This is a genomic window from Streptomyces aurantiacus JA 4570, assembly GCF_000414115.1.
Taxonomy (GTDB): Bacteria; Actinomycetota; Actinomycetes; order Streptomycetales; family Streptomycetaceae; genus Streptomyces; species Streptomyces aurantiacus_A.
Map to the genome: position 1 here is coordinate 1 of NZ_AOPZ01000349.1, position 21,345 is coordinate 21,345.

Genomic DNA, 21,345 nt, shown 5'->3' on the forward strand with positions numbered 1-21,345 from the left:
CCGGGCGCGCGGGCTGGACGCGGAGGCGGCGTACCCGTACTCGCCCATCATCCGTTCATACCCGGGCGCGCGGGCTGGACTGGTGTCAGGCCCTCACGTTGAACTCGCCGATCCGTTCATACCCGGGCGCGCGGGCTGGCCGTTCATACCCGGGCGCGCGGGCTGGACTTCTGTCGGCGGTGCGGCACGCAAGTGGACGGCCGTTCATACCCGGGCACGCGGGCTGGACCCTTCCTGAGCTGGGGTTTCGGTGGGCTTTTGCTGTTCTGTGATGTGGGTTGGCTGGGCGAGGAGGAGGCCGCAGCCGTAGGGGCGGGAGCGTCCGAGGCCGTGGATGAGGGTGTTGGCGAAGGTGGTGGGGTCGGTGATGGTCAGGTGGCCCTGGATTTCGGCGCGGTTGAGGCGGAAGCCGCGGGTGGTGCTGGTGAGTGTGGGGAGGGTGCGGGCGGTCAGGGCGTTGGGGGTGGTGTCGGCGCCGATGCGAGGGTAGCGGTCGTAGTCGGGTGTTCCCTGGGGCTGGAGGCGGGAGGTGAACCACATGAGTGCTTGGGAGGGTGAGGCGTCGGCGGGGCCGGAGCGGGTGCGGTGGCGTGGTCCTGTGACGCGGGTGGTGTAGCGGGCGGGGTTGATGACGGTGCGGAAGCGGTAGTGCTGTCCGGTGTGGATGGTGAGGTCCAGCGTCATGGTGTGGGGTGGTGTGATGTGGGCGCTGGCGGGCAGGGCGGTCCAGTCGCCGGGGACGCGGGACTGGATGACCAGGGTGAGGGTGTTCGTGGCGAGGCTGACGGTTTCGGTGTGCAGGATGCCCATCTGGGCGCGGGAGCTGGGGGTGCCGTCGGGGACCCAGTGGCGGAACGGGCGCATGACGAGGCGGTGCATGTCGTGTGGGTCGAGGACGGCGCGTGCGATGTCGGGGTGGTTGAGGTCGAGTTGGCAGGCGGTGTGGTGGGCGATGACGCGGGCGGTGTTCATGCGGGGCCTCCGGGTGGGGTGAGGGTGAGGCGCTTTTCCCAGCGGGGGGCGTGGGCGCGGTGGCGGGAGGCGAAGGACAGAGGCTGGTCCTGTACGGGGAGGGCGCCCGGGGTGTGGTGGGGGACTTCGATCCATGCGCGGCACGCGGTGTGGGCGGGGCGGGGCAGCAGGGGCGTGTCGCTGAGGGCGGTTTCGAGGGTGGTGTGGCGGATGCCGTGGGGGACGCGGTGGCTGGGCGGGCAGCTTTTGCGGCCCAGCCACAGCAGCCGGCGGGGCTCGTCCAGGCGGCGGGCGAGGCGCTTGAGGAGGGGGAGGTCGTCGCTTTCGACGGCGGCGAGGAAGGCGGCGTCGGCCAGGTACCAGCGGGTGCTGGTCACTGCGGTGCGGCGGGTGTTGCCGGCGGTGAGGGTGCCGGTTTCGGGGTCGGGGGCGACGTTCTTGGGGCCGCCGTACCAGTCGGTGAGGGTGGTGGTGGCTGCGTGGGTGAAGGTGGGGCCGGTGGCCTGTTCGAGCGCGGGAGCGGCGCGGGCGGCGCGCTGGGGGTCGGTGATCAGGTCGCGGGGGCGCAGGGGGTAGGTGCCGCCGCCGGCGGTGTGGAAGTCGTGGACGGGGTGGCCGGGCCGGTCGGCGCGCACCCCGAAGCGCAGGTGCGCGAGCGTGGTCAGCGGCAGCGTGTCCGGGTGGGTGGGGTGGTCGTTGCGGTCGTGGCCGTCGGCCGCGGCGAGCAGTCCGATGACGCCGCTCTTGGTGGGGTGGGTGGCGGTGTCGCGGTCGCTGAAGCGGGAGCGGGTTCCCCATGCCTGCAGGAGTCCCTCCAGGCGGAGCAGGAGGGTGTGGGTCATGCGGGCTGCCCGGCGAGTTCGGGGTGGGCGGGGGCGAGTTGGTCGGCGGTGTCGACTTCGGTGGGCTTGAGTTGGCTGGCGTCGCGGCGTTCTTGGAGCAGGCGGGTGATGGCCAGGTCGTAGGTGAGGATCCGGCCGCCGTCGATGCCGCGTTTGCGGGTGATCAGGTCGTGGTGGTCCAGGAGGGTGCGGGCGGCCTGAAGGCTGGCGGGGGCCCGGGTTTCGTCCAGGGCGTCCTCGAAGCAGGCGACGTAGTTGTGCTGGCGGTCGTCGGTGAAGGCCAGGACGAGCTTGGGCAGGGTGCCGGGCGCGGCCGTGGTGGTCTGCTTGGCCCGGGGCACGGCGTCGCAGAAGGCGTCGATGAGGGCTGCTTCGGCGGCCTGTGCCGCGCTCTCTGCCGCCTCGGGGGCCATGCCGGCGCGGGTGAGGTTGGTGCGGAGCTGGACGCGGTCCAGGACGGTGTGGCTGTAGAAGGTCCCGGAGGTCAGGCTCTGGTAGCCGGTCATCCCGGAGCCGCGGTCATCCGGAACGTCCGGGGACGCGGTGGCCGGTGGGGCGATGAAGTCCAGGGCGCTGGTGATCGGGCGGGGGGTGGTAGCGCGGCGGCGCAGTTTGGCGTCGTCGGCCGCGCTGTAGAAGTCGTCGCAGACCGCTGCCCGGGCGACGGTGATCGCCGGCATGGTCTGCACGGCGCCGTCGACTTCGGAGCTTTCGGGGATTTCGGTGAGGCAGCGGCCGAACAGGGCGATGTCGATGGCGTCGGCGGGAGCGAGCGCGGCCAGGAGCTCCTTCTTGACCTGTTTCGGCAGTGCCAGCAGCAGGGTCTTGTCCCCGGTGGCGGGCTCGCCTGCGGTCTTCTTCTTGGACTTGGAGTCCTGTCTGGCGGCGCGGGCGGTGGTGATGTCGGCGAGCCAGGGGCGCAGTTCGTCCTGGCGGCTGTCCAGCACGGCGGCGAGGTTCTCGCCGCTGTCCTCGGGGGCGAAGATGAGGACCTTGGTGAGGTCCTGGGTGCGTTCGGTGGTGCCGAAGTTCAGGCCCAGGGCCTGGAGGGCTTCCTTGGCCAGGGCCTTGGCCTCGGCGCTCTCCCAGCCGCGTGAGGTCAGGGCCTGGGCGGCCAGCAGGGCCCATTCGCGGGTGCGGATGCCGAAGCCGTAGCCGGCCAGCGGTCCGCGGCCGGTGCTGGCGGCCTCGCGCAGGTGGGTGCGCTGTGCGCGGCGCTGGGTCTGCGGGCTGAGCATGGTGCGCAGGGCGGTGCCGTAGGGGAGTTCCTTGGGGCGGTCGTTGGCGTCGCGGACGAGCAGGACGCCGCTGTAGGTGGTCAGCGCGTGGAGGTTGAGGTAGCGGTGCATGGGGTGGTGACTCCTTGCCGGGTGGGGGAGTTGGGGGTGAAGAAGCTGCAGGCCCAGGTGTGCTGGACGTGGTCGTCGTGGCTGGTGAAGGCGGCGAGGTCGTCGGCGAGCTGAGCCCACGACGGCGGGATGCGGTCCAGGGCCCGCAGCCGGTCGATGGCGTGGGCGAGGTGCTGGCGGGGCAGGGCCCCGGGGGTGCACAGGCGCTCGAAGAGGCGGTGGCAGCCAGGGTCGGCGGGCCCGTAGCCGCCGGGGGTGCCGATGCGGCGCAGGGTCCGTCCCAGGTCGCCCGACCCGTACAGGCGCCGGGGGTCTTGCCAGGGCAGCGCGGCGTGGTAGCGGGCGAACAGGTGCGCGGTGAGCTCGTAGGCATCGCGCGCGCTGTCGGTGGGGGCGAAGTTCCCGGCCAGGGTCCATGCCTGAAGTCGCGGGGGCCGCTTGGGGCGTTGGAGTTGTCCGAGGAGTTCCCGGTCGTGGCGGCGGATGAGGCCGGCGAGCCAGTGGCCCAGGGCGCGGGGACCGGTGGCCGCGGCGCGCTCCTGGCTCTCGGGCGTCGGGGCGGCGGTGTGGGGGGCGGGCGTGGTGGAGGGCGGCGCGGTGTCCATGGTGGCGGCCTCGGTGATCTCGAGAGGGTGTTTGGTCTTGGTGAGTTCGCTCTCCAGGCGGGCCTGGGCGCGGGCGGCGGCTTCGAGCGCGGAGCCGGTGCGGGGCAGGCTGCGCAGGCGCTCGCCCAGGGCGGTGCGGGTGGCCGTGACGGCGGCGGCCGCGAAAGCGGCCCGCGCCTTCGCGGCATCGGCGCCGGCGCTGATGGCGTCGAGCAGGGTGTGGAAGGGCTCCGCGAAGCGCGCCCACAGGTCGGCCGCGGGGTCGAAGCGGGTGAGCAGCTTGGCGCGTTCTTCGGGCCGGGCGTTGGGGTAGGCCACATCGCGGGCCACGGCGGCCGCGGTGGTGGCCGCGCCGGCCAGCAGCGCGGCCCAGGCGGCGCCGTCGTGCGCGGCGCGGCGCAGCTGCTGGTGGTGGGCGCCGTGGAAGGGGAAGGTGTCGCTGACCCAGCCGGTGACGTTGCGGTTCTCGGCGATGAGGCCGACCGACCAGAGCCGCACGGGCCGGTTGAGGCGCACCAGGCGGCTGAAGAGGTCGCTGCCCTTGGCGGAGGGGGTGGCGGCGGCGTACAGGGCGTGGGCGTCGCGCCACAGGGCCTTCTTCTCGCTGGCCTGCAGCGGCTTGTCGCCGTTCATGGCGGCGTCCTGGAGGCTGTCCGGGGTGGGTTCGAGGAGTTCACCGGCGCCCATGAGGACCTTGTCGACGACGACGCGCCCAATCTCGTCGGCGCGCGCTGACAGCAGGACGGAGCGGCCCAGGGTGCTGTGGAGGTCCGCTGGCCCGTCGGGGGTGTGCGTCTTCTTCGCGTCCGGTCCGCTGAAGGTGCGCCGGGGGCGGCCGCGGGTCCAGGAGTAGTTGAAGCGGCCGCCGTCCGCGCAGGGGGTCAGGTTCAGGCGCAGGGTGTCGGCGAGGCTGTCGCCCAGCGCGAGCGTGCGGATGCGCCCGGCCAGGCGGCCGACCGCGGCGTAGGTGAAGGCGGACCCGAACCAGGAGGTCTTGGCCATGACCCGGCCGCCCAGGCCGTAGGCGTGCTGGGCCAGCAGCGCGTGGAAGGCGTCCTCGATCGGCACCGGTTCGCCGTCGTGCAGGTGGACGTGGTCGAAGAGCAGCACGTAGTCGCCGGCGCGTTCCAGTTCCAGCTGTGCGGGCCCGTAGCCGTGGGCGAGGTGGGGGCGCAGCAGCGCGTTCTGCGCGAAGGGGTGCTCGGGGTGGGTCAGGTCGAGCAGGCCGTCGAAGTCCTCGGTGCGCAGCTGGTCGGCGATGGCGGTGAGCGGGTGGCGGTCGGTGACCCACTGCCGGTGCTGGGCGGCGGTGCGCGGGTGGACGCCGGTCGCCGCGCACAGGCCGAGCAGCAGCTCGTACAGCGCCATCTGTGCCCCGGGCGAGTCATGGACCACGGCGGTGATCTCCTCGGCCCGCTCGAATGCCTCCAGCAGCGTGACCTTCTCCAGGCGGGGGCTTTTGCCCTGGTCAGGGCCGATTGTCAGTGCCGTGATGCACGGTTGGAACCGCAAATCCCAGCAAAGAGGCGCATTTTGGTCAGAAGGGGAGCGAATGGGTAGCAACATCACCTGTAAACCTTGCGATGCGGGGGCGGACGAACACGCTGTTCCCCGCACCTGGCGCAGCCGTTCGGCAAACGGCAGTTCTTCACCCTGTTGGCTGTGGGTGTGGGGGAAGACCGACCTCAACGGCATCAGCCGCGAGCGCGGCGGCCCGGCGTTCAACCCGCTGCTCGCGCACTGCCTGGACACCGCCGCGGTCTGCGGCGAACTGGTCGACCACTACCTCGCCACACCGGTGCGCCGGCACCTGGCCGATGCCTTCGGCGGCGGCTGCCCGGCCACGGCCCGCACCGTGGTGATGCTGCTGGTCGCCTTGCACGACCTGCCCGGCAAGGCGCAGCCCGGCTTCCAGCAGCTCTTCGCGGAACTCGGCGGCCGCGACGAGGATCTGCGCCACCGAGGGCGCCAGTGGGAACGGGCGGCCCGGCAGGCCGGCCTGCCACTGGGCGGCAGGGGCGTGCCGCGGCCGCCGCACGCCCACGTCACCGCCCGCTACCTGCCCGCCCTGCTGGGCTGTGGCTGCGCGGAGTGCGCCTATCAGCCCCCGGGCGCATCCGGCTCGCCACGCCATGACGGGCTGCACATCATCGCGGCCATCCTGGGCGGCCACCACGGCCACGTCCCGCCCGAGCAGCTCATCGCCGACGCCGACTGCGACCTCGACGACGACTGGCAGGCCATCCACACCGCGCTGGTCGCCGAACTCGCCCGGCTGCTCGGCGCCGACCTCACCCGGCTTCCGGACGTGATCAACCCTCAGCGTCCCGTGGTCATGCCGCTGCTGGCCGGCCTCGTCGTCATGTGCGACTGGATCGCCAGCGACGAGACCCGCTTCACCTACCGCACCCTCACCCAGCCCACCGACCGGTGGTGGACGGCCTCCCGCCGCCAGGCCGCGCGCGCCGTCCAGCAGCTGCGCCTGCACCGATGGCAGCCCGACGCGCACGCCTCCTGGGCCGACCTGCACCCCGACACCCCCACCCCGCGCACCGCCCAGCAGGCCGTCCTGGATGCCGCGCCCGACGGCCCGGTGCTGGCGATCCTGGAGTCCTCCACCGGCTCCGGCAAGACCGAATCCGCCCTCTGGCTCGCCCACCACCTGGCCGCCCGCTGCGGCTACCACGGCTTCTACCTCGCCCAGGCCACGCGCGCCGCAAGCGACCAACTCGCCGCCCGCTGCGCGCTGTTCCTCGCCCACACGCTAGGCAGCCGCACCGAGGCGAACCTCGCGCTGGTCCACGGCACCGCCTCGCTGTCCGCCCTCGCCACTGAACTCCAGGACGCCGCCGGCCCGGCCGCGCTGCCCGGCACCGTGAACCTCACCTCCTGCGAGACCGGCGGGACCGACCCCGCGGCCGCCGCGGCCCGGGCCCGGGCGGTGCTCAACGCCTGGTTCCTCGAGCGCGGCCGCGGCCTGCTCTCACCGTTCGGCGTCGGCACCGTCGACCAGATCGTCCTGGCCGCTCAGGCATCAAGGCACTGGTTCCTGCGCCTGTTCGGCCTCGCCAACAAAGTCGTCATCATCGACGAGGCCCACGCCTACCAGCACTTCCAGCAGGACCTGCTCGGCGAGGCCCTCGCCTGGCTCGCCGATGCCGGAGCCAGCGTCATCGTGCTCTCCGCCACCTTGCCCGACATCCTCCGCCAGGCCCTGATCGACGCCTGGTGCCACGGGCACCGCACCACGTCCACCAACCCCGCCGCCCCCGGACCGCTGACCTTCGTCGACCCGCACGGCACCTGCCGCACTCTCAGCCCTGCACCGCCGCCGCACAGTTCGACCCAGCCCGCGCCGGGTCGGCGCACGAAGCTGCATCTGAGGGCCGACCCCGGGCCCGAGCAGCTCGCCGAGCGGCTGCTCACCGAGCACGCCGACGGCATCACCGGCGTGCTGCGCAACCGGATCGCACCCGCCACCGCGCTGTACCGGGCGGCCGCCGACCTCGCCGCCCAGGCCGGCTGGAACGAGGAGACGGAACTCCTGCTCCTGCACGCCCGGTTCCTCGAACGCGACCGCGCCCGCCACCAGCACACCCTGGAGCGCCTCCTCGGCCCCCATCCGAACCCCGACCTGCGCTCCACCACGAGAAACCCCCACCGGCCCGACCGGTTCCTCCTGATCGGCACCCAGGTCCTGGAGCAGTCGCTCGACTACTGCCTCGACCACCTGTTCACCGACCTCGCCCCCTTCGACTACCTGCTGCAGCGCCGCGGCCGGCTCTGGCGCCACTTCATCAACCGGCCCCATGTGCTCACCGCCATCGCGGAGATGCACGTCCTTTTCACCCCCGCCAGCTCGGGCCTGCCCCGCCTGCGCCACCCCGATGGCCGTCCCATCGACGCCTACGCCCCCTACATCCAGGCCGCCACCTGGCACGCCCTCACCGAGCGGATGCCCGCCGACGGCCCGCTCGAACTGGAGCTGATCACCCCCGACGACACCCACCCGATCCTGCAGTCCGTCTACGCCCCCGCCCCGCCCGCCGGCGAGCGGCCCATCCACGCCCTGCTCAACGAGACCTTCGGCCACTGGCAGACGGTCCTGGACGAAGAGCGCAACCAGGCCCGCGCCCGCTCCGTGTCCCCCTACCCGGGCGGAGTGCCCTGCGGCATCGAAGAACTCGCCTCCGGCCGCCTCCATGCCGAGCCCGACGACCCCGAGGCCCCCTCCCACCTGATCGCCCGCTCCCGGCTCGGCGAGCCCTCCATCGACGTAATCGGCCTCTACCAGCACCCCGGCGGCGAGCGCACCTTCGATCCCGAAGGACACCTGCCGGCCGACCTCAGCCGCTACCACCCACGCCGGGAGGCCGACCAGCACCGCCTGCAGCAGCGCGAGTTCCTCCTCAACACGGTGCGCCTGCCCCAGCACTGGTTCCGCCGCAGCAACGCTTTGCCGCCACCCGCCCACTGGACCATCAACCAGCCCGAAGCCCTCGCCGGGAAACCCGTCCTGCTGCTCACCCCGGACGGCCGCCCCCACGACGCCCGCCTCAAACAACTGAGCTACGACCCCCGCACGGGCCTGTCGCACCACGACTAACCTCTCGGCCCTCCTTACACTCGCAAGATCCCGCACGACCGGGAATGGCCCCGTGTACAGGTGCTGTTGCACATGCCCACCGGCATCGCCCTCCGCACGCCCGGAGATCTCCCACCCGCGCGAGCTCCGCCTGCGACCGACCAGGCGGGACACACGCATCCGGAAGCGACTTCGACCCGCCGCGGCGAAAGCACCCCACCGACATGCCCCAGCTGCCTGACGGATGCAGCGAAACCAGCCTGTATCCGGACGACTTCATCCACACCGTCGACACCCTCCCGGTCCGGCTCATCCGCCCCGCCGACGCGGATCACCCCAGCTGGGTCGCATACGAGCGCCCCTTGCACTACCTCGGCACCCTGCACTCCCAGCACGACTACGACGGCCGCTGGCACATCCAAGGCACCCGCGAGCGCCACGCCGCACTCGACGACGCCGTGCGCGTCCTGCGCCGGCCCCGCTCATGGCGCCAGGAGCGGGAGCGCGTACGCCGGTGGGCGAACCGGCTGCTGGCCGACCCGGGTCTCGTCGTCCTGGACATCCAGACGACCGGGCTCAACGAAGCGTGGGCAGTCCAGATCGGCGCGACCGACCGCCACGGGGCCGTCCTTATCGAGGAAGTCCTCAATCCGTGTGCCGGCATCGAGGCATCCGCCTCGGCTCTGCACGGCATCACCGCAGAGAGGGTCTCCGACGCCCCGACGTTCAGCGGGCTGCTTCCCCGTATCACCGAAGTCCTCAGCGGACAGCGGTGCATCGCCTACAACGTCACCTTCGACCGCGGAGTGCTGGAGCGCGAACTGCACCGACTCTCCGGCCGCCAATCCACGACGTGGCTGGACATCTGCCGCTGGGAGGACGCGATGCGCCCCTACGCAGCGTGGAAGGGACTCTATTCGGTCCACCGGTGCGCCTACCGCTACCAGCCGCTGGGCAGTTCCTACAACGCCGTGCAGAACTGCAGGCTGCTCCTGCACACTCTCCGCCAGATCGGCCGCACCCCGCAGCCGCGCGGCTGCCCGTGCTGCCCGCCCGCGTGAGCGCCACCGTCGGTGTGCGGTGCGCCCGGCACCGCCCGAGCCTCGTCGGCTGCGCGCTACTCATGCCGGCCTAGGTACTCGTGCCCAAGCGGAGCACGGCACCCGCTGCCTAGCGTCTGGAGCATGAGTTCCCTTGAGCAGGCTGCAGGCTCCGGTGAACAGCTGACGGCGCGGCAGCAGCCACGGGGCACGACGTCACTGGTACTGGGCGCTGCCGCCGTTGCGATGATGGTCTGGCCCTTTGTGCTGCCCGAACCGGTCCCGATGCGGGTCCGCTGGTTTCCCGTGTACTGGATCGTGCCCGCCGGGATCGGTGCGGTCGTCTCAGGCATCGTCGCGCTGCGCAGAGCGCGGGGCCAGCAGGAAGCCGATCCCTTCCGGGCGCGGGCGGGAGTCGCACTCGGCACGGCGGCCATCGTGCTGCCGCTGGCCGTGATCGTCTGGGCGATGTGGGCGCTGAGCCATGCCTACCAGTAGAAGGGATCAGCCCCTATCAGTTCGTCTCCGGCGTACCGGAGCGCGGAACTCTGCGCCAGGGCCGCTCGGCGTCCGGGTAGAGCGGGGCTGCCTCGGCCGACCCGCGGCAGGATGTCGATACGGGAGACCACACACGGACCGTCGTACTCCCGGCCCGCCCACTGGATGGCCGCGCGGAATAGAAGTGTGGTCCGACGCCTTCAGCGCGCCTGCTACACCGGGGAGCTTTCGGCGCGCGGCGTGGGCGGGTCCGAGTCCCTGGCTCGGGAGTCGGTGAGACGCCTGCCCGCACGCCGCCCTCGACGCCCGTTCGAATCCCGTCACCCCGCCCACCCGATCTCCCGGACCTCGATGGCCCCGTCGTGGGGCATGTACTGGATCCAGCAGCGGGCGCCGAATGCCTCGCGGATCTCTTCGACCGAGCCCGGATCGCGTACGTCCGGCCATGCCCGCGGAGCGTGCCGGACCCGATCGACGAGGGCGAGGACCTCGAGCCGCGCCGCGCCGGGCAGCTCGGCCAGGACGTCGACTGCGAGCTCTTCAAACACCGTGCCGCACTGCACAACCGTCCCCCCTGTGATCGACAACAGGCAGCACAGTACGGCGCCGACCCGCAGAACAGGCGTTCCTGTGGATAACCCGGGTTGTCAGTGCCCGGTGGGACGCTCATCAGCATGGATGAGCTGATGCGGCGCCGTGTCTACGGCAGTGACCACGACGATCCCGACCCCGGTCCGCAGCCCGGCCGCCCCTATCGCGAGCTCGTCGGCGGACCGCTGGATGGCCTCCTGGTCGACGTCACCGGGCTCAGCGATGAGCAACTCGCTGAGGGCGCTCTGCTGATCACGGAGATCGGTGCGTACGGGCCCGGCGGGTGTGCCGAGTACGGGCCCCGTGAGGACATGCCGTCGGTGTGGGACTGGCGGGGCGACACCCCGTGACCGCACGCGGCGGGCGGCCGATCCGGCACCTCAGCAACGGGCAACGATCTCTACAGCCCGCACCCAGGCGCTGATCAGGGCTACTCAAGAACAGCCCTCGAGAAGGCGAGGGTGCCTGCCGTCAGCCTCGGTCGCCGAGCGGGAAAAGCCGGGCGTCGGCCAGCATGTTCTGAACCGGCGCTTCACGACGGTCACCGACTTCACCGGTGATCACTCCCTGGTGGCCGGGGCGTGGTGGAACACGGACTGGCGGGTCCTGCACCCGGCTGCCTGCGTGGTTCTGTCCGAGCGGGCCGGAGAGGCCGCCAGCCTGCTGTCTAGGCGGGGACCGGTGTGAGCCCGCTCAATCAATCCGTTGGAGTAGTGCGCGCTCGCGGACCAAGCCCGCAGAGGCCAGCAGCTCGCGCATCGTCCCACTCCGCCCGGCGGGCGATAGAAGGGCGATGGCGATTCACGTACGCGAGGTCATCCACCATGAGTGACCGGGACCCGTCGCCTACGCCTCCGGCCAGCGCATGTACCGCCGGGCAGCGAGCACGCCGAGTAGTCCTCCTGCGGCGGCAGGCAGGGCCCTCATAATCAAGGTGGCGTCGAGCAGTGCTCCCGCGCCGAGTCCCGCCATGAGACCGAGCATCGCCCCGCTGATGTACGTCTGGAGGGGCCAGCGGGCAGGCGGGTCCCGACGGGCAAGAGGCTGCGCGGGTTGGCTGCGCACCTGTTCCAGCCGCTCCCGCCGACGCTCGGCCTGCACGATCGCCTCGAATGCTGCGGACGCCTCCGACGGCTTCACCTGGGCCCCCTCGACGGTTCCGGATCGCTGAGTACTGAGGACACGGTCACCACGTGGCGATCCTTCCCTCTCACCGGACACATCGCCCAGGCCGAGCAAGGGGCCGGCGAACCTGGAGTCGCACGGTTCAACGACGCCGGGATCACGGCGTCACGTGGTGGCGGGCTCCGGCACAGCCGGGGCCGCAGCCGCAGTCCGCACCCGGGAGGCGCCTGCGCCCCATGTGCCCAGTTCCGGCCTGCCGGCCAGGAGGGGCAGTCGCCGGGCCTCCCCCGTGCACTTCCTCCCGGCCTTGATCGGCACGCGCGCCGCCGACTCCTCTACTGCATCGGCGACTTCAAGGAGATGAGTGCGCAGCTGCCCTCGCAACGCTCGCATAGCAGCGGCTCATGGGGCGTCTCATTCGTCTTCGCCCTGTTCGCCGTGGAGCCGGGCGCTCAGGTCGCTGGCCCATTCCAGTGTCCAGGCGTGCGGGTCGGCGATCTGGTGGCCGGTCAGGCCGTAGGCGGCGAACTCGTCGTCCTCGTACCAGTCGGCGCCAACGGCACCGCCTGTGCCCGCCGGACGGGTCGACAGCCGCGCTGGAGCATTCGGTACAGCGGGCCCGCGAATCCCGTGGGGAGGCCGCCCGCGATGTGCACGAGCTGAAACCGAAGACGGCGAAGAAGACCAGCGCCAAGAAGGCCGCCCAGAAGAAGACTGTGGCGAAGAAGACCGCCGCGAAGAAGACGGCGGCGGGCAAGCGGTGAACGAGCGCTTGACCAGGGCGCGGCGCGCGCGGTCATGCGCCAGCGGCCCTGGCGGCGTCTGCGGATTCCGGAGCGGTGATGCAGTCGTTGGCGAGGCGGCTGGACCGGTCAGTCTTCCTCCGAGACGCGGATAGCGGGCAGGGAAGCTTCGTCTGCCTCTTGAGGCACGTCGCAGTGGAGTTCTCGCTGGATTTTGTGGAGTGCGCGCTCGTAGGAGCTCGCACGGTCTCCGTCTTCGATGGCTGCCCGGTAGCCCGTGAGCTCCTCGAGGATTTGGGGGTTGGTCCCGCGGTCTTGTTCGGGGAAGAGCGGGTCGAAATGGGACAGGATTTCTCCGTCTTCCGCGTAGGCGATCCAGGAGGCCATTGAGTCGTTGAGGGTGACCGAGAGTGCGGACGTGCCGTGGGAGACGGATTCGAGGATCTCGTCCTCCGAGAGGCAGAGGCCCATCGGCTCAACAGCGAAGGCCCAGTCGCCGTAGGTGCCTGCGCGGACCAGCGCGCGCTCGTTGTCGAGCATCCCGCTGTCGCGGAGCTCGTCCATGTCCAGGCCGGGGATGTCTCCCTCGTCGAGGTCTTCACCGAGCTCCTGAATGGCATCCGCTTCTGCGCGGCTCAGGGCAATCGGCGTCACCTTCTCACCGGCCACCCTGTCCAGGAGCTCAGTCGGGGAGATTCCCTTCGCGAAGATGACGCAGTATCCGAATTCGTAGAGCTGAGAGTTCGGGAGTGTCTTTGCGCTCACTGTGCTGTGTACCTCAACTCTTTCGGCTTCCGGGGTTGTTCGTGCGGGTTCACCAGGGCGGTCCGGCGGTGGTGAGGCTACCCGGGCGGGGCGGTCGGAGGGAAGGCGAGGGCTGTGCCGACGGGGCTACGTCACCGCGGGTGGGTCCGGTCCGCCGGGGCGGACCGGACCGCTGCGCCGCTGCTACTTCTTGGCGCCGGCGTCTACCCAGTAGGGGTCATTGTTAAGGAGGCGCTCTTCTTTTGTCAGATTTCCGAGTGCTCCGCCAACTCCCTTATTCTGGATTGACGGCATGCTCGCCCGGGCGCACTTTGCAGAGGGAGGGAGTTTGGCTTCAAACAATCCGTCCCACATGAGCAGGCTGTTCTTCTTTCCGTTCACTGTATCTTCGGCGACCCAGTACCACTGGCATTCCTTGCCAGACTTTACCCCGAGCCGCCTTCCGCTCTCCTTTGACTTGGCGAAGGGGAATTCGTCACACGTCGGGTTGGGCGTGTTCGAGGCGGCTTTGTAGGTGCTGTCGCAGATGACGGCTCGGTTCTTTTCCGACTCCTTTAGGCTGCCTTCGCGGTGAAGGGGCTTCCCAGCCCCTTTAAGGCCCGGGTGGGTGGACATGCTCGCCTGGGCTACGGCGATGAAAGCGCGGGCTTCCTTGTGCTTCTTGGGCACGACCAGCGTGGGGGTGAAGCTCGGCACGACACAACCTGCGAACCTGTTAACGCTGTTGTCGCAACGGACCTTGAATGTGCCGCCACCCGGTTCCAGGTGGCCGCCCCATGAAAGATTGCCGAAACCCGACCCAATATTGACGATGATGTCGTACTGGAGGAGGAAGGTCTTTCGCCCCTTGGTCCCGTTCCAGGATCGGGACCAGTGGCCTTCGACCGACTGGCCGACCGTGATCGGCTGCGGCTTGTCAGCCCATGGGCCACGCTGCTTACAGCTGTCGTCGAGTGAGCAGATCGCTTCCGCCTTCACCGTCATCACGGACGATGTGATATCGGAATCTGTGAGGTGGAACTTGAAGTGCTCGTCGAACTCAACAGAGTTGGTCTGGGTGTCGATCTCCTGCTCGGTGTAGCCGCGGGCCTTGCCCCAGGTCTTGCCGGTGATCGTGTCGACCAGGAGGATGGTCATCGAGCGCCGTGAGCAGATGGACGTGCGCGTCACATAGGTCTTGTTCATGTTTTCGTTCGCGCACCAGAATGCGCTCCCGGCAGACTTCGCCGCGGACTTGGGTCGCGCCGTCTGCTTCTTAGCGGCCTCCTGCGGAGCCCCCCACTCAACGCATACCGCGCGCTTCTGGCCGGCGTCCCTGAGCTCCTTGAGGTGCTGCTCGTCGCAGTTGGAGCGCTCTGGCGCGGGTGCCGGTTCGGGCAAAGTCTGGAATTCCTGCGGGGTGTCGTCTCCGGGATCCTGAGCGGGCTCCGCCGGTGTGGTCTTGGCCGCCGCGGTCGCTGTCCGGGGCGAGGCCGCGGTGTCGGCATTGGCTGCAAGTGGCGTGAGCAGAACCATGATTGACGCTGCGGCGGCTGCCAAGGATTTTCTGCGCCGAGTGCGCAAAGTGCCCCCCTGTGGAGTTGTTCGGACTTATGTGTCCACGTCAGGGCATCAGGCAATCACGACATGATCACTCCGTCAAAGATCACTTTCAGCCGCCCCCTGAGCTGCTGATCAGTGCGGCAGGTCCGCCCGTCGGCGGGAGGACATGGAGGCTCCCGCCACCGACACGCTCGTGTTCGCGCGGACCTTCCCGACGCGGTCGCGAGAAGGTCGAGCCTCCAACCGCTCCGGGGGCTCACCAGGTCGTGGGCACCGGAACCACCCTGCAGGCTGGGTCAACGCTGACCTGCCCCCGCGGCCAGGGGGGATCACGGTCATGACCGTCGAGCGGGTGGACCGGTTGCTGCAGGATCGGCTCGTAGTGCCGCAGGAAGCGGCGTACCGCGGCGAGGACCAGGACAACGGCGCGAGCATCACGAGCCGGATCTGACTGGCCGCGCCTGAGCGGCGCCGCCCGGGTCGGCATGTGTTCGACGGTGCTGTCGGCTCGCGCCAGTGGCATCCGCCGGCGAACCACGTCCGGCCGGCCTCGGCTGGCCGGATGTGGTGCCCGCGCGCTCTCATCCAGTCCCTACAGCAAAGAATCGGCCCCTCCACATCGATCTGCGGGTCCCTCTCCTGCTTCCCAGCCAGCGAATGAAGCTGAGGGAAGCCGCAGTTCAGATCCTCTTCCTCCTTCGGCCCTCCCTGTTCCATCGCCGCTCGACTGTCGGCCACGGTCCATGAAGCTCCTCGTTCCAACTCCTCACACCTGCAACAGTGCGAGACGCGTCGACTGGTCTGGACCTTGGTCAGACGATCGGCGCAGCAGGGCTGGAGGCGCGTAGCTGCTGCTGTCCCGGTGACTGCGCAGGCTCCGGCGACGCGCAAGATCACATTGTGAAGAGGAGAGGATTTCTTTGCGTCTCAGACGTGCGACCGCGACACTCCTTGGGCTCGTCAGCGTCGGTGCCGTGTTGAGCGGGACCGCCGCAGCTGCCTCACCCGCTGATGAACCTTCAGGTGCCGGCGGCCAGGGCATCGTGTGGCTGCGCAGCAGCAGCCCGATCGCCGCACCGCCGCTGGGCGAGCCGCTCGACTTAGGAGCGCTTCGCGAAAAGAACACTGACACCACATCCGGCGCCAGGGGCTCGGCTCCGGCCCCTGCTGCGCCGACGACCAGGCAGCAGGAGGCAGAACTGGCCCGCGAGGGCGGAACCTACGTCGCCGACGACAAGACGAACACGGACAAGCAGCTGTTCCTCAAAGGCGACGGGACAATCGACTTCAAGAAGTGCCAGGACGACCCGCTGGGCCACCGCACGCAGGGCCGTGTCCTCAACCACTTCAACTTCTGCCGGTGGGGCTACAACACGGCCATCAAGCTCGGCGGCCAGGGGCAGGTCGAAGGGTCCGTCAGCTTCCGGGAGACGGAGGTGGGCACGGGGTCCGACGGGGACCGCAAGGGGTTCATCAACGTCAAGACCGACGAGCTCAAGGCGCAGGGCATCTTCTCGGATCAGGCCGGATCCGTCATGTCGTTCTCGCCGACCGCCACGCCGACGTCCGGCTCCGGTGTGGGGGCGTGCAAGGCCGATTTCGGTAACGGGAACGACATCCACACCCTCCCGGTCGCGGGGTGGCGGGATCAGTACGTCGCCTACGAGGTGCGCTCCTCCGAATCGGGCGGGGACCAGAGCCGCATCGACAAGCCGGCGTACTGCGCGTTCCAGACCCACTACCAGGTCACCAGCCCCAGAGGTGTCGTGACGCCGTGGAACAACGGCCCGACAGGCGGCTTCCGCTTCGACTCGGCCACCTACATGGGCAATTACGGCAACAAGGGCGCCGTATTCAACCGCGTCACCCCGAACTTCTCCTACGACCGCAAGGACACCTCGGTCAAGGGCGTGGCCGAGCATGTCTTTGAAGCCCTGCACGCGCCGCAGCTCACCTATCCCAAGAAGGCCGACAAGGACATCCCGGGGTATATCTGGCACGGTGAGTGGCAGCCCATCCACCGCAACTACTCCAAGTTCGACGCGCAGTCGAAGAAGGTGGCCGACGGCAATAAGCGGGAGAAGGACAAGGCGTGCGCCGGACTCAACCGCCCGGCCCAGCACGACTGTGACGAGTTCCCCTTCGCCTCGACCAAGGAAGGGGCAGGCAAGGGCGACGGCAACTTCTCCGTCCGTATGGTCCCCGAGTCGGAGAACCGATCCGCCGGCGCCAAGCTCGTGAACTGGTACGGCAAGGACCGCATCCTCGACGGGGACGCGTACGGCATCTACGTCGACTGAACACAGCGGCGGCGTGCGGTACCGCCCAGCGCGCCGGCCCTCGCCAAACGGCCTCCAAGGCATACCCGTGGCCTTGGAGGCCGTTCCGGTGGCAGAGCGAGAGCGGCCACCGGGCTCACAAGGTCTCGAAGTCGATGATGTACTCCTCCAGGCCGGTGATCGGGTACAGCTCGCCCTGGAGGCGCTCGAAGGCATCTCGGGCCGTATCTCTGCCCTTCGCCCACACTCGCACGCGGTACTTGCGGTCGGCGTCGAGAAGTTGCTTGCACAGCTCCGGCTCGGGTCCGTCGATCGTGGAAACTACGAGATCGCCGCTGTAGCTGGTGAAGGGCCATGCTCCTAGCTCGGTGAACTCCGGCCCAGGCGTGGGGTGTTCCCTGCCGCACCGCAGAGTCACCGCCGCGTCGTGCGAGGGAGCATTGCTGTTGACCACCAGCGTGCCGTCCCCGACGGTGACCGCACGATCGAAGTCGATCTCCAGCTCCCAGCAGGCAGACCGCTCGGCCTCCGACGGTCTGCGCACTTGATCAACGGCAAACATCCCCCTGTCCAGGCTCGCGATTCCCGAGACCCAGCGTTCCGCGGCCATGCCGTTCTCCCTCCTCCTGCGAGCTACCTGCTCGTGCTCAGCACTGTGGTGCTCCCGGTGCCATCCGCAGACCGTGGAGCGCGTGCCTTAACGACATCAGAGCGGCACGGTCGCCGGCCAGGCAGCCGGGGCCGGCGGCCGCGCGTACGGACGTCGGTGAGGACATCGAGAGGGCCGAGCTGGCGGCCGGGTCGGGGGTGAAGCCGGCGACCGGGGCGGGCAGATCAGGGCGGCACGGTACCCTCCGCCGTGTGACGAGCGCTGGCATAGGTGATGCCCAACTCAACCGGCTGTGGGGGGCCGTTTGCGCGTTCGCCGGGGTCTTCGTCCTTCTATGGGCACTGTCCTGGGCCAAGGCGAATGTGCTCCATGAGGACTTGCCGAACCACTGCAGCGACCTGCACACGGACCGTTTCCCCTTCGAGAAGTCGTGCACCCATCAGGACGGCACCGTTGAGGGCGCGAACAGCCTGCTCTTCGAGGGGATCTTCTTCGGCGCGATGATTGCAGGAGTGGTTTGCCTGGCAGCCGTGCTCCTGCTCGAGGCCGGTCGGAGGAAGTAGTCCAGGGGCGCGCCCCGCCACTTCCGCACGGACAGGCGGCGTGAGTCCCGGTGGGCGCCGGACAGCACCCCATTAGGGGGTGGTGATGACGGGGAGACCACACCGGCCGTCGAGCCGGCTGTCTGCGGTTGCTTCGTCAGCTAGCGGGGATGGCGAACTCCATCCAGAGGGGGAAGTGATCGGACAGGTGCCAGGACAGCTCGGGCAGGGTCTGATCGCCCTGCAGGGCCGAGACGAAGTCGAGCTGACCGCCGGCCACGGCTTCCAGGCGCAGCACGGGGCGGTGTTTCTGGCCCTTGGTGAACCAGGCGATCTGGTCGTAGAAGTGCTCGGCGCCGGGCTTGTCGAAGATGGTCCTCGGCAGTCCGTCCAGCTGCGGGGCCGGGGTGAGGCCGGTGGAGGTGAAGGCATCGAACAGCGGGTCGCCGTGGCGGTCGATGTTGAAGTCGCCCAGCGCGATCAGGTTGTGTTCCCAGCCGAACTCCCGCTCCGCCCAGCCGGCGAGCCACTTGGCGATGGCCTTCAGTTCCGGGACCCGTTCGGCGGCCTTCTTGCCGTAGTTGACGTGCAGGGTGACCAGGGTGAACGTCTGCCCGGAGGAGAGGAAGCTGACGGCGTAGGGGGTGCGGGCGAACTGGCGGTCCAGTCCGGCCGCACTCACGCCCGCGGCCTGCTCGAGCGGCACCACGAGCTCGCAGGCCAGACCGGAGGGCTTGACGCGGGTGGTGTTGAACAGGAAGGCGAGGCGCTCGTTGTTGCCGGCCTTGCCCAGGGTCACATCGGTGAGGATGAACGCCCACTCCTCCCCGAGGATTTTGAGCAGGTGGCGCAGGGCGCGCAGGTTGCCGCGCACCTCCTGCACCGCGACCACATCAAACCGGCGTACCACCGACGCGATCAGGTGCACGTCGGTGAAGTTCCGCTTCGGCGACTCCCCTTCCGCGGTCTTCCACGCCTTGGTCAAGTCCCCGAAGGCCCGCAGGTTCCACGTCGCGATCAGCAGGTTCGAGCCCGCCTTTTTCGCCGGCACGACCTGGTCGAGCCCGGTCTCCCACCGGGTGATCCGGGTGAGGACCGTCTTCGGCGGCGCCAGGATGTCAATCTCGGACGGCAACGCAAGCCTCCTCGACACGGGGAGCGGGCTCTTGGAGCCTGCAAGATCGTGGGCCTGGGGACAAGGCCCATTCCGGTGACACCGGCCCCGGGCCCAGAAGTGTGACCTTCCGCCCGCCCCCGTGAAGCAGTGGCTCAACGGCGCCGTGTCATGCCCCTGGCGAGCCTTCACGCTCTCGGCACTCAATGATCGCGGTCTGTCCACTTCTACGCGCGTGGTGCGTGGCACGCTCCATGACCTGAACCAACCGGTAACTGCTCCTACGGGTCCGCGCCTTGGCCTGCCCGGCCCGGGCACGTGCCCCGTTGTGAACGAGAGGACGCCCCCCACATCATGTCCGCTCATCGTCTACGCCGCCGCTGGCGGCGCCCTGCCCTGACCGTGGCCGTCGCGGCCGCCGTCGCGGTCCCCGCGGCGGCCTTCGCCACCGACAGCTCCCCCAGCACCCCGAAGAACCCGCCAGCGGCCGCGCCGCTGGACGACTCCTACTACGAGGGCGCCCTGGGCAAGACGGGGCCGGAGCTCAAGACGGCTCTGCACACGATCATCAGCGAGCAGACCCAGCTGAACTACGAGCAGGTCTGGGACGCGCTGCAGACCACCGACGAGGACCCCGGCAACCCGGACAACGTCCTGCTCATCTACTCCGGCCGCTCCCAGGCCAAGAGCGCCCACGGCTCCGGCTCCGAGGACTGGAACCGCGAACACGTCTGGGCCAAGTCGCACGGCGACTTCGGCACCTCAACCGGCCCGGGCACTGACATCCACCACCTGCGTCCCGAGGACGCCTCGGTGAACTCCACCCGCGGCAACCTGGACTTCGACAACGGCGGCAGCCCCGTCGACGAAGCACCCGGCAGCTCCGTGGACGAGGACTCCTTCGAGCCGCGCGACGCCGTCAAGGGCGACGTCGCCCGCATGATCCTCTACATGGTCGTCCGCTACGACGGCACCGATTCCTTCCCTGATCTCGAGCCGAACGACAAGGTCAACAACGGCAGCGCGCCGGCCATGGGCCGCCTGTCCGTCCTCAAGCAGTGGAACGAGGCCGACCCGCCCGACACTCTCGAGAAGACCCGCAACGACCGGATCTACGGCATCCAGAAGAACCGCAACCCCTTCATCGACCACCCCGAGTGGGTCAACGACATCTGGAAGTAGCACCTCGCCGCTGACGGACCTGCCGCCCGCGCTCCCGCGGCGGACCCACGATGAGCAGGCGCGCCTTGTGGCGCACCCAGGTGGAGGCCGGTCCCAGATGCCCTGGCTCTCCGGGGCCCGGGGGCCGGCCGGCCGGGCACGGCGTACTCGACGGCGAGAAGGTCCGGGTCCGCTCGTCCGGCCCTGTGCCCGCCACTGTCTTCTTCGCGGTGGTGGTCGTTGAGACGACGATGGGCCCCTCACGGCTGGTGAGGGGCCCATCTCTGGTGGAGCGCCCGGCATGCCTTGCACCTGCATTTCCCATCGGATGATGGACGTCTTTCCTTGGACCACAGACGCGTGACTCCCGTGCCCTGCACCGGAGTTACACCAAGATCATACACAAGGCGGAGGCCGGCACGCCCCCAGGGCCGCGAGAGCCCGCCACGGCCCTGGGATTGCCGAGAGAGCCGTGGTTGCTGACGTAGCTCACGTAGTAGGAGCCGTTTCCGCCCCGGCCCTCGAAGTTGGGGGTGTGGCTGCCGTCCCCCATCACGCCCCCTGGCGATCTTATGAAGCTCGAGAGGCCGCCATAGGCCGCGCGGCTCCGGCCCGTCAGTAGCCGTGGGCCAGCAGGTCGGCGAACGTGGCGACCTGCGCCGACCATGCCCGTGCGTCCGGGACCGGGTGCCAGCCGATCAGCGAGTCGGGCGTGACCGTGTCGGGCCAGATCATGTAGCCGAGCAGGACGAGCTCGCATCCTGCCGCAGCGGCTGCCTCCGCTGGGAACGCCGGCCAGTCGGGCCAGCCTGGCAGCTCCTTCTCGGCGAGCGGCTGCAGGCTCCCGTCCCGTATGACCCGCAGGACGTATCCGCTGTGCGCCGCGGCGCAGACAGCGGTCAGATCACGATGCTCATTCGTCATGCCGGGACACTAATTCTGCTGCGAGGACTCCGGGGACGTCGGGGGGACGTCGGGGGGG

17 protein-coding genes are annotated in these 21,345 nt (G+C 69.7%); 7 read left to right on the forward strand and 10 right to left on the reverse strand.

The window, feature by feature from the left end:
• Positions 1-204: 204 nt before the first annotated feature.
• Genes STRAU_RS40710 through casB form a run of 4 tightly spaced genes read right to left on the reverse strand, consistent with a single transcriptional unit; the run spans position 205 to position 5,280 of the window.
• On the reverse strand, positions 205-972 hold the full coding sequence (locus STRAU_RS40710) for a type I-E CRISPR-associated protein Cas6/Cse3/CasE (RefSeq protein WP_016644020.1): 768 nt from the start codon (positions 970-972) through the stop codon (positions 205-207).
• On the reverse strand, positions 969-1,814 hold the full coding sequence (gene cas5e / locus STRAU_RS29210; RefSeq protein WP_016644021.1) for a type I-E CRISPR-associated protein Cas5/CasD: 846 nt from the start codon (positions 1,812-1,814) through the stop codon (positions 969-971). Before cas5e ends, STRAU_RS40710 begins: the two co-directional genes overlap by 4 nt.
• Entirely contained in the window at positions 1,811-3,163 is a 1,353-nt protein-coding gene (locus STRAU_RS29215; RefSeq protein WP_016644022.1) for a type I-E CRISPR-associated protein Cas7/Cse4/CasC, read from the reverse strand. Before STRAU_RS29215 ends, cas5e begins: the two co-directional genes overlap by 4 nt.
• The gene (gene casB, locus STRAU_RS42555; RefSeq protein ID WP_016644023.1) at positions 3,133-5,280 is read right to left on the reverse strand and encodes a type I-E CRISPR-associated protein Cse2/CasB; all 2,148 of its coding nucleotides are present in this window, start codon (positions 5,278-5,280) and stop codon (positions 3,133-3,135) included. The genes STRAU_RS29215 and casB overlap by 31 nt, the downstream gene beginning before the upstream one ends.
• A 154-nt stretch (positions 5,281-5,434) precedes the next feature.
• On the opposite strand from casB, the gene STRAU_RS29230 reads away from it, so the two are divergent.
• The 3 genes from STRAU_RS29230 (at position 5,435) to STRAU_RS29240 (ending at position 9,891) form a co-directional block, all read left to right on the forward strand.
• On the forward strand, positions 5,435-8,374 hold the full coding sequence (locus STRAU_RS29230; protein ID WP_016644024.1) for a CRISPR-associated helicase/endonuclease Cas3: 2,940 nt from the start codon (positions 5,435-5,437) through the stop codon (positions 8,372-8,374).
• Between the two features lie 203 nt (positions 8,375-8,577).
• Positions 8,578-9,414 carry a 3'-5' exonuclease gene (locus tag STRAU_RS29235; RefSeq protein ID WP_016644025.1) on the forward strand — a complete coding sequence of 279 codons (837 nt, stop codon included), beginning with the start codon at positions 8,578-8,580 and terminating at the stop codon, positions 9,412-9,414.
• A gap of 123 nt (positions 9,415-9,537) precedes the next feature.
• A complete protein-coding gene (locus tag STRAU_RS29240) occupies positions 9,538-9,891 on the forward strand; it encodes a hypothetical protein (protein ID WP_078621565.1) in 354 nt (117 codons plus the stop codon).
• A 320-nt stretch (positions 9,892-10,211) separates the two neighbouring features.
• Here the strand turns inward: STRAU_RS29240 and STRAU_RS29245 are convergent, their stop codons facing one another.
• The gene (locus STRAU_RS29245) at positions 10,212-10,454 is read right to left on the reverse strand and encodes a hypothetical protein (protein ID WP_016644027.1); all 243 of its coding nucleotides are present in this window, start codon (positions 10,452-10,454) and stop codon (positions 10,212-10,214) included.
• Positions 10,455-10,565: 111 nt separating this feature from the next.
• On the opposite strand from STRAU_RS29245, the gene STRAU_RS29250 reads away from it, so the two are divergent.
• Positions 10,566-10,832, forward strand: a complete 267-nt coding sequence (locus tag STRAU_RS29250) for a hypothetical protein (protein WP_016644028.1) — start codon at positions 10,566-10,568, stop codon at positions 10,830-10,832.
• A gap of 1,647 nt (positions 10,833-12,479) precedes the next feature.
• On the opposite strand, the gene STRAU_RS29260 is transcribed toward STRAU_RS29250, so the two are convergent.
• Both STRAU_RS29260 and STRAU_RS29265 read right to left on the reverse strand, forming a co-directional pair.
• Complete coding sequence (locus tag STRAU_RS29260) at positions 12,480-13,115, reverse strand: DUF6461 domain-containing protein (protein ID WP_037662692.1); 636 nt, start codon at positions 13,113-13,115, stop codon at positions 12,480-12,482.
• Positions 13,116-13,298: 183 nt separating this feature from the next.
• Complete coding sequence (locus STRAU_RS29265) at positions 13,299-14,630, reverse strand: hypothetical protein (RefSeq protein WP_158692152.1); 1,332 nt, start codon at positions 14,628-14,630, stop codon at positions 13,299-13,301.
• A 1,070-nt stretch (positions 14,631-15,700) separates the two neighbouring features.
• Between STRAU_RS29265 and STRAU_RS29270 the strand changes: the two genes are divergently transcribed.
• Positions 15,701-16,957 carry a NucA/NucB deoxyribonuclease domain-containing protein gene (locus STRAU_RS29270; RefSeq protein WP_016644033.1) on the forward strand — a complete coding sequence of 419 codons (1,257 nt, stop codon included), beginning with the start codon at positions 15,701-15,703 and terminating at the stop codon, positions 16,955-16,957.
• A 115-nt stretch (positions 16,958-17,072) separates the two neighbouring features.
• Here the strand turns inward: STRAU_RS29270 and STRAU_RS29275 are convergent, their stop codons facing one another.
• The gene (locus tag STRAU_RS29275) at positions 17,073-17,480 is read right to left on the reverse strand and encodes a hypothetical protein (RefSeq protein WP_016644034.1); all 408 of its coding nucleotides are present in this window, start codon (positions 17,478-17,480) and stop codon (positions 17,073-17,075) included.
• Positions 17,481-17,797: 317 nt separating this feature from the next.
• On the opposite strand from STRAU_RS29275, the gene STRAU_RS29280 reads away from it, so the two are divergent.
• Positions 17,798-18,109: a hypothetical protein gene (locus STRAU_RS29280; protein ID WP_037662698.1), complete on the forward strand. Its 312-nt coding sequence runs from the start codon at positions 17,798-17,800 to the stop codon at positions 18,107-18,109.
• Positions 18,110-18,245: 136 nt separating this feature from the next.
• Here STRAU_RS29280 and STRAU_RS29285 read toward each other — a convergent pair whose 3' ends face one another.
• On the reverse strand, positions 18,246-19,223 hold the full coding sequence (locus tag STRAU_RS29285) for an endonuclease/exonuclease/phosphatase family protein (RefSeq protein ID WP_016644036.1): 978 nt from the start codon (positions 19,221-19,223) through the stop codon (positions 18,246-18,248).
• 333 nt (positions 19,224-19,556) lie between these two features.
• Between STRAU_RS29285 and STRAU_RS29290 the strand changes: the two genes are divergently transcribed.
• The gene (locus STRAU_RS29290; protein ID WP_037662701.1) at positions 19,557-20,384 is read left to right on the forward strand and encodes an endonuclease I family protein; all 828 of its coding nucleotides are present in this window, start codon (positions 19,557-19,559) and stop codon (positions 20,382-20,384) included.
• A 594-nt stretch (positions 20,385-20,978) separates the two neighbouring features.
• Here the strand turns inward: STRAU_RS29290 and STRAU_RS29295 are convergent.
• Positions 20,979-21,287, reverse strand: coding sequence for a hypothetical protein (locus STRAU_RS29295; protein ID WP_016644038.1), 309 nt, complete (start codon positions 21,285-21,287; stop codon positions 20,979-20,981).
• Positions 21,288-21,345: the final 58 nt, after the last annotated feature.

Coding starts and splice junctions, on each gene's coding strand:
- STRAU_RS40710 (WP_016644020.1), bottom strand. CDS start 972: ATGAACACCGCCCGCGTCATCGCCCACCACACCGCCTGCCAACTCGAC.
- cas5e (WP_016644021.1), bottom strand. CDS start 1,814: ATGACCCACACCCTCCTGCTCCGCCTGGAGGGACTCCTGCAGGCATGG.
- STRAU_RS29215 (WP_016644022.1), bottom strand. CDS start 3,163: ATGCACCGCTACCTCAACCTCCACGCGCTGACCACCTACAGCGGCGTC.
- STRAU_RS29235 (WP_016644025.1), top strand. CDS start 8,578: ATGCCCCAGCTGCCTGACGGATGCAGCGAAACCAGCCTGTATCCGGAC.
- STRAU_RS29240 (WP_078621565.1), top strand. CDS start 9,538: ATGAGTTCCCTTGAGCAGGCTGCAGGCTCCGGTGAACAGCTGACGGCG.
- STRAU_RS29250 (WP_016644028.1), top strand. CDS start 10,566: ATGGATGAGCTGATGCGGCGCCGTGTCTACGGCAGTGACCACGACGAT.
- STRAU_RS29265 (WP_158692152.1), bottom strand. CDS start 14,630: ATGGTTCTGCTCACGCCACTTGCAGCCAATGCCGACACCGCGGCCTCG.
- STRAU_RS29290 (WP_037662701.1), top strand. CDS start 19,557: ATGTCCGCTCATCGTCTACGCCGCCGCTGGCGGCGCCCTGCCCTGACC.
- STRAU_RS29295 (WP_016644038.1), bottom strand. CDS start 21,287: ATGACGAATGAGCATCGTGATCTGACCGCTGTCTGCGCCGCGGCGCAC.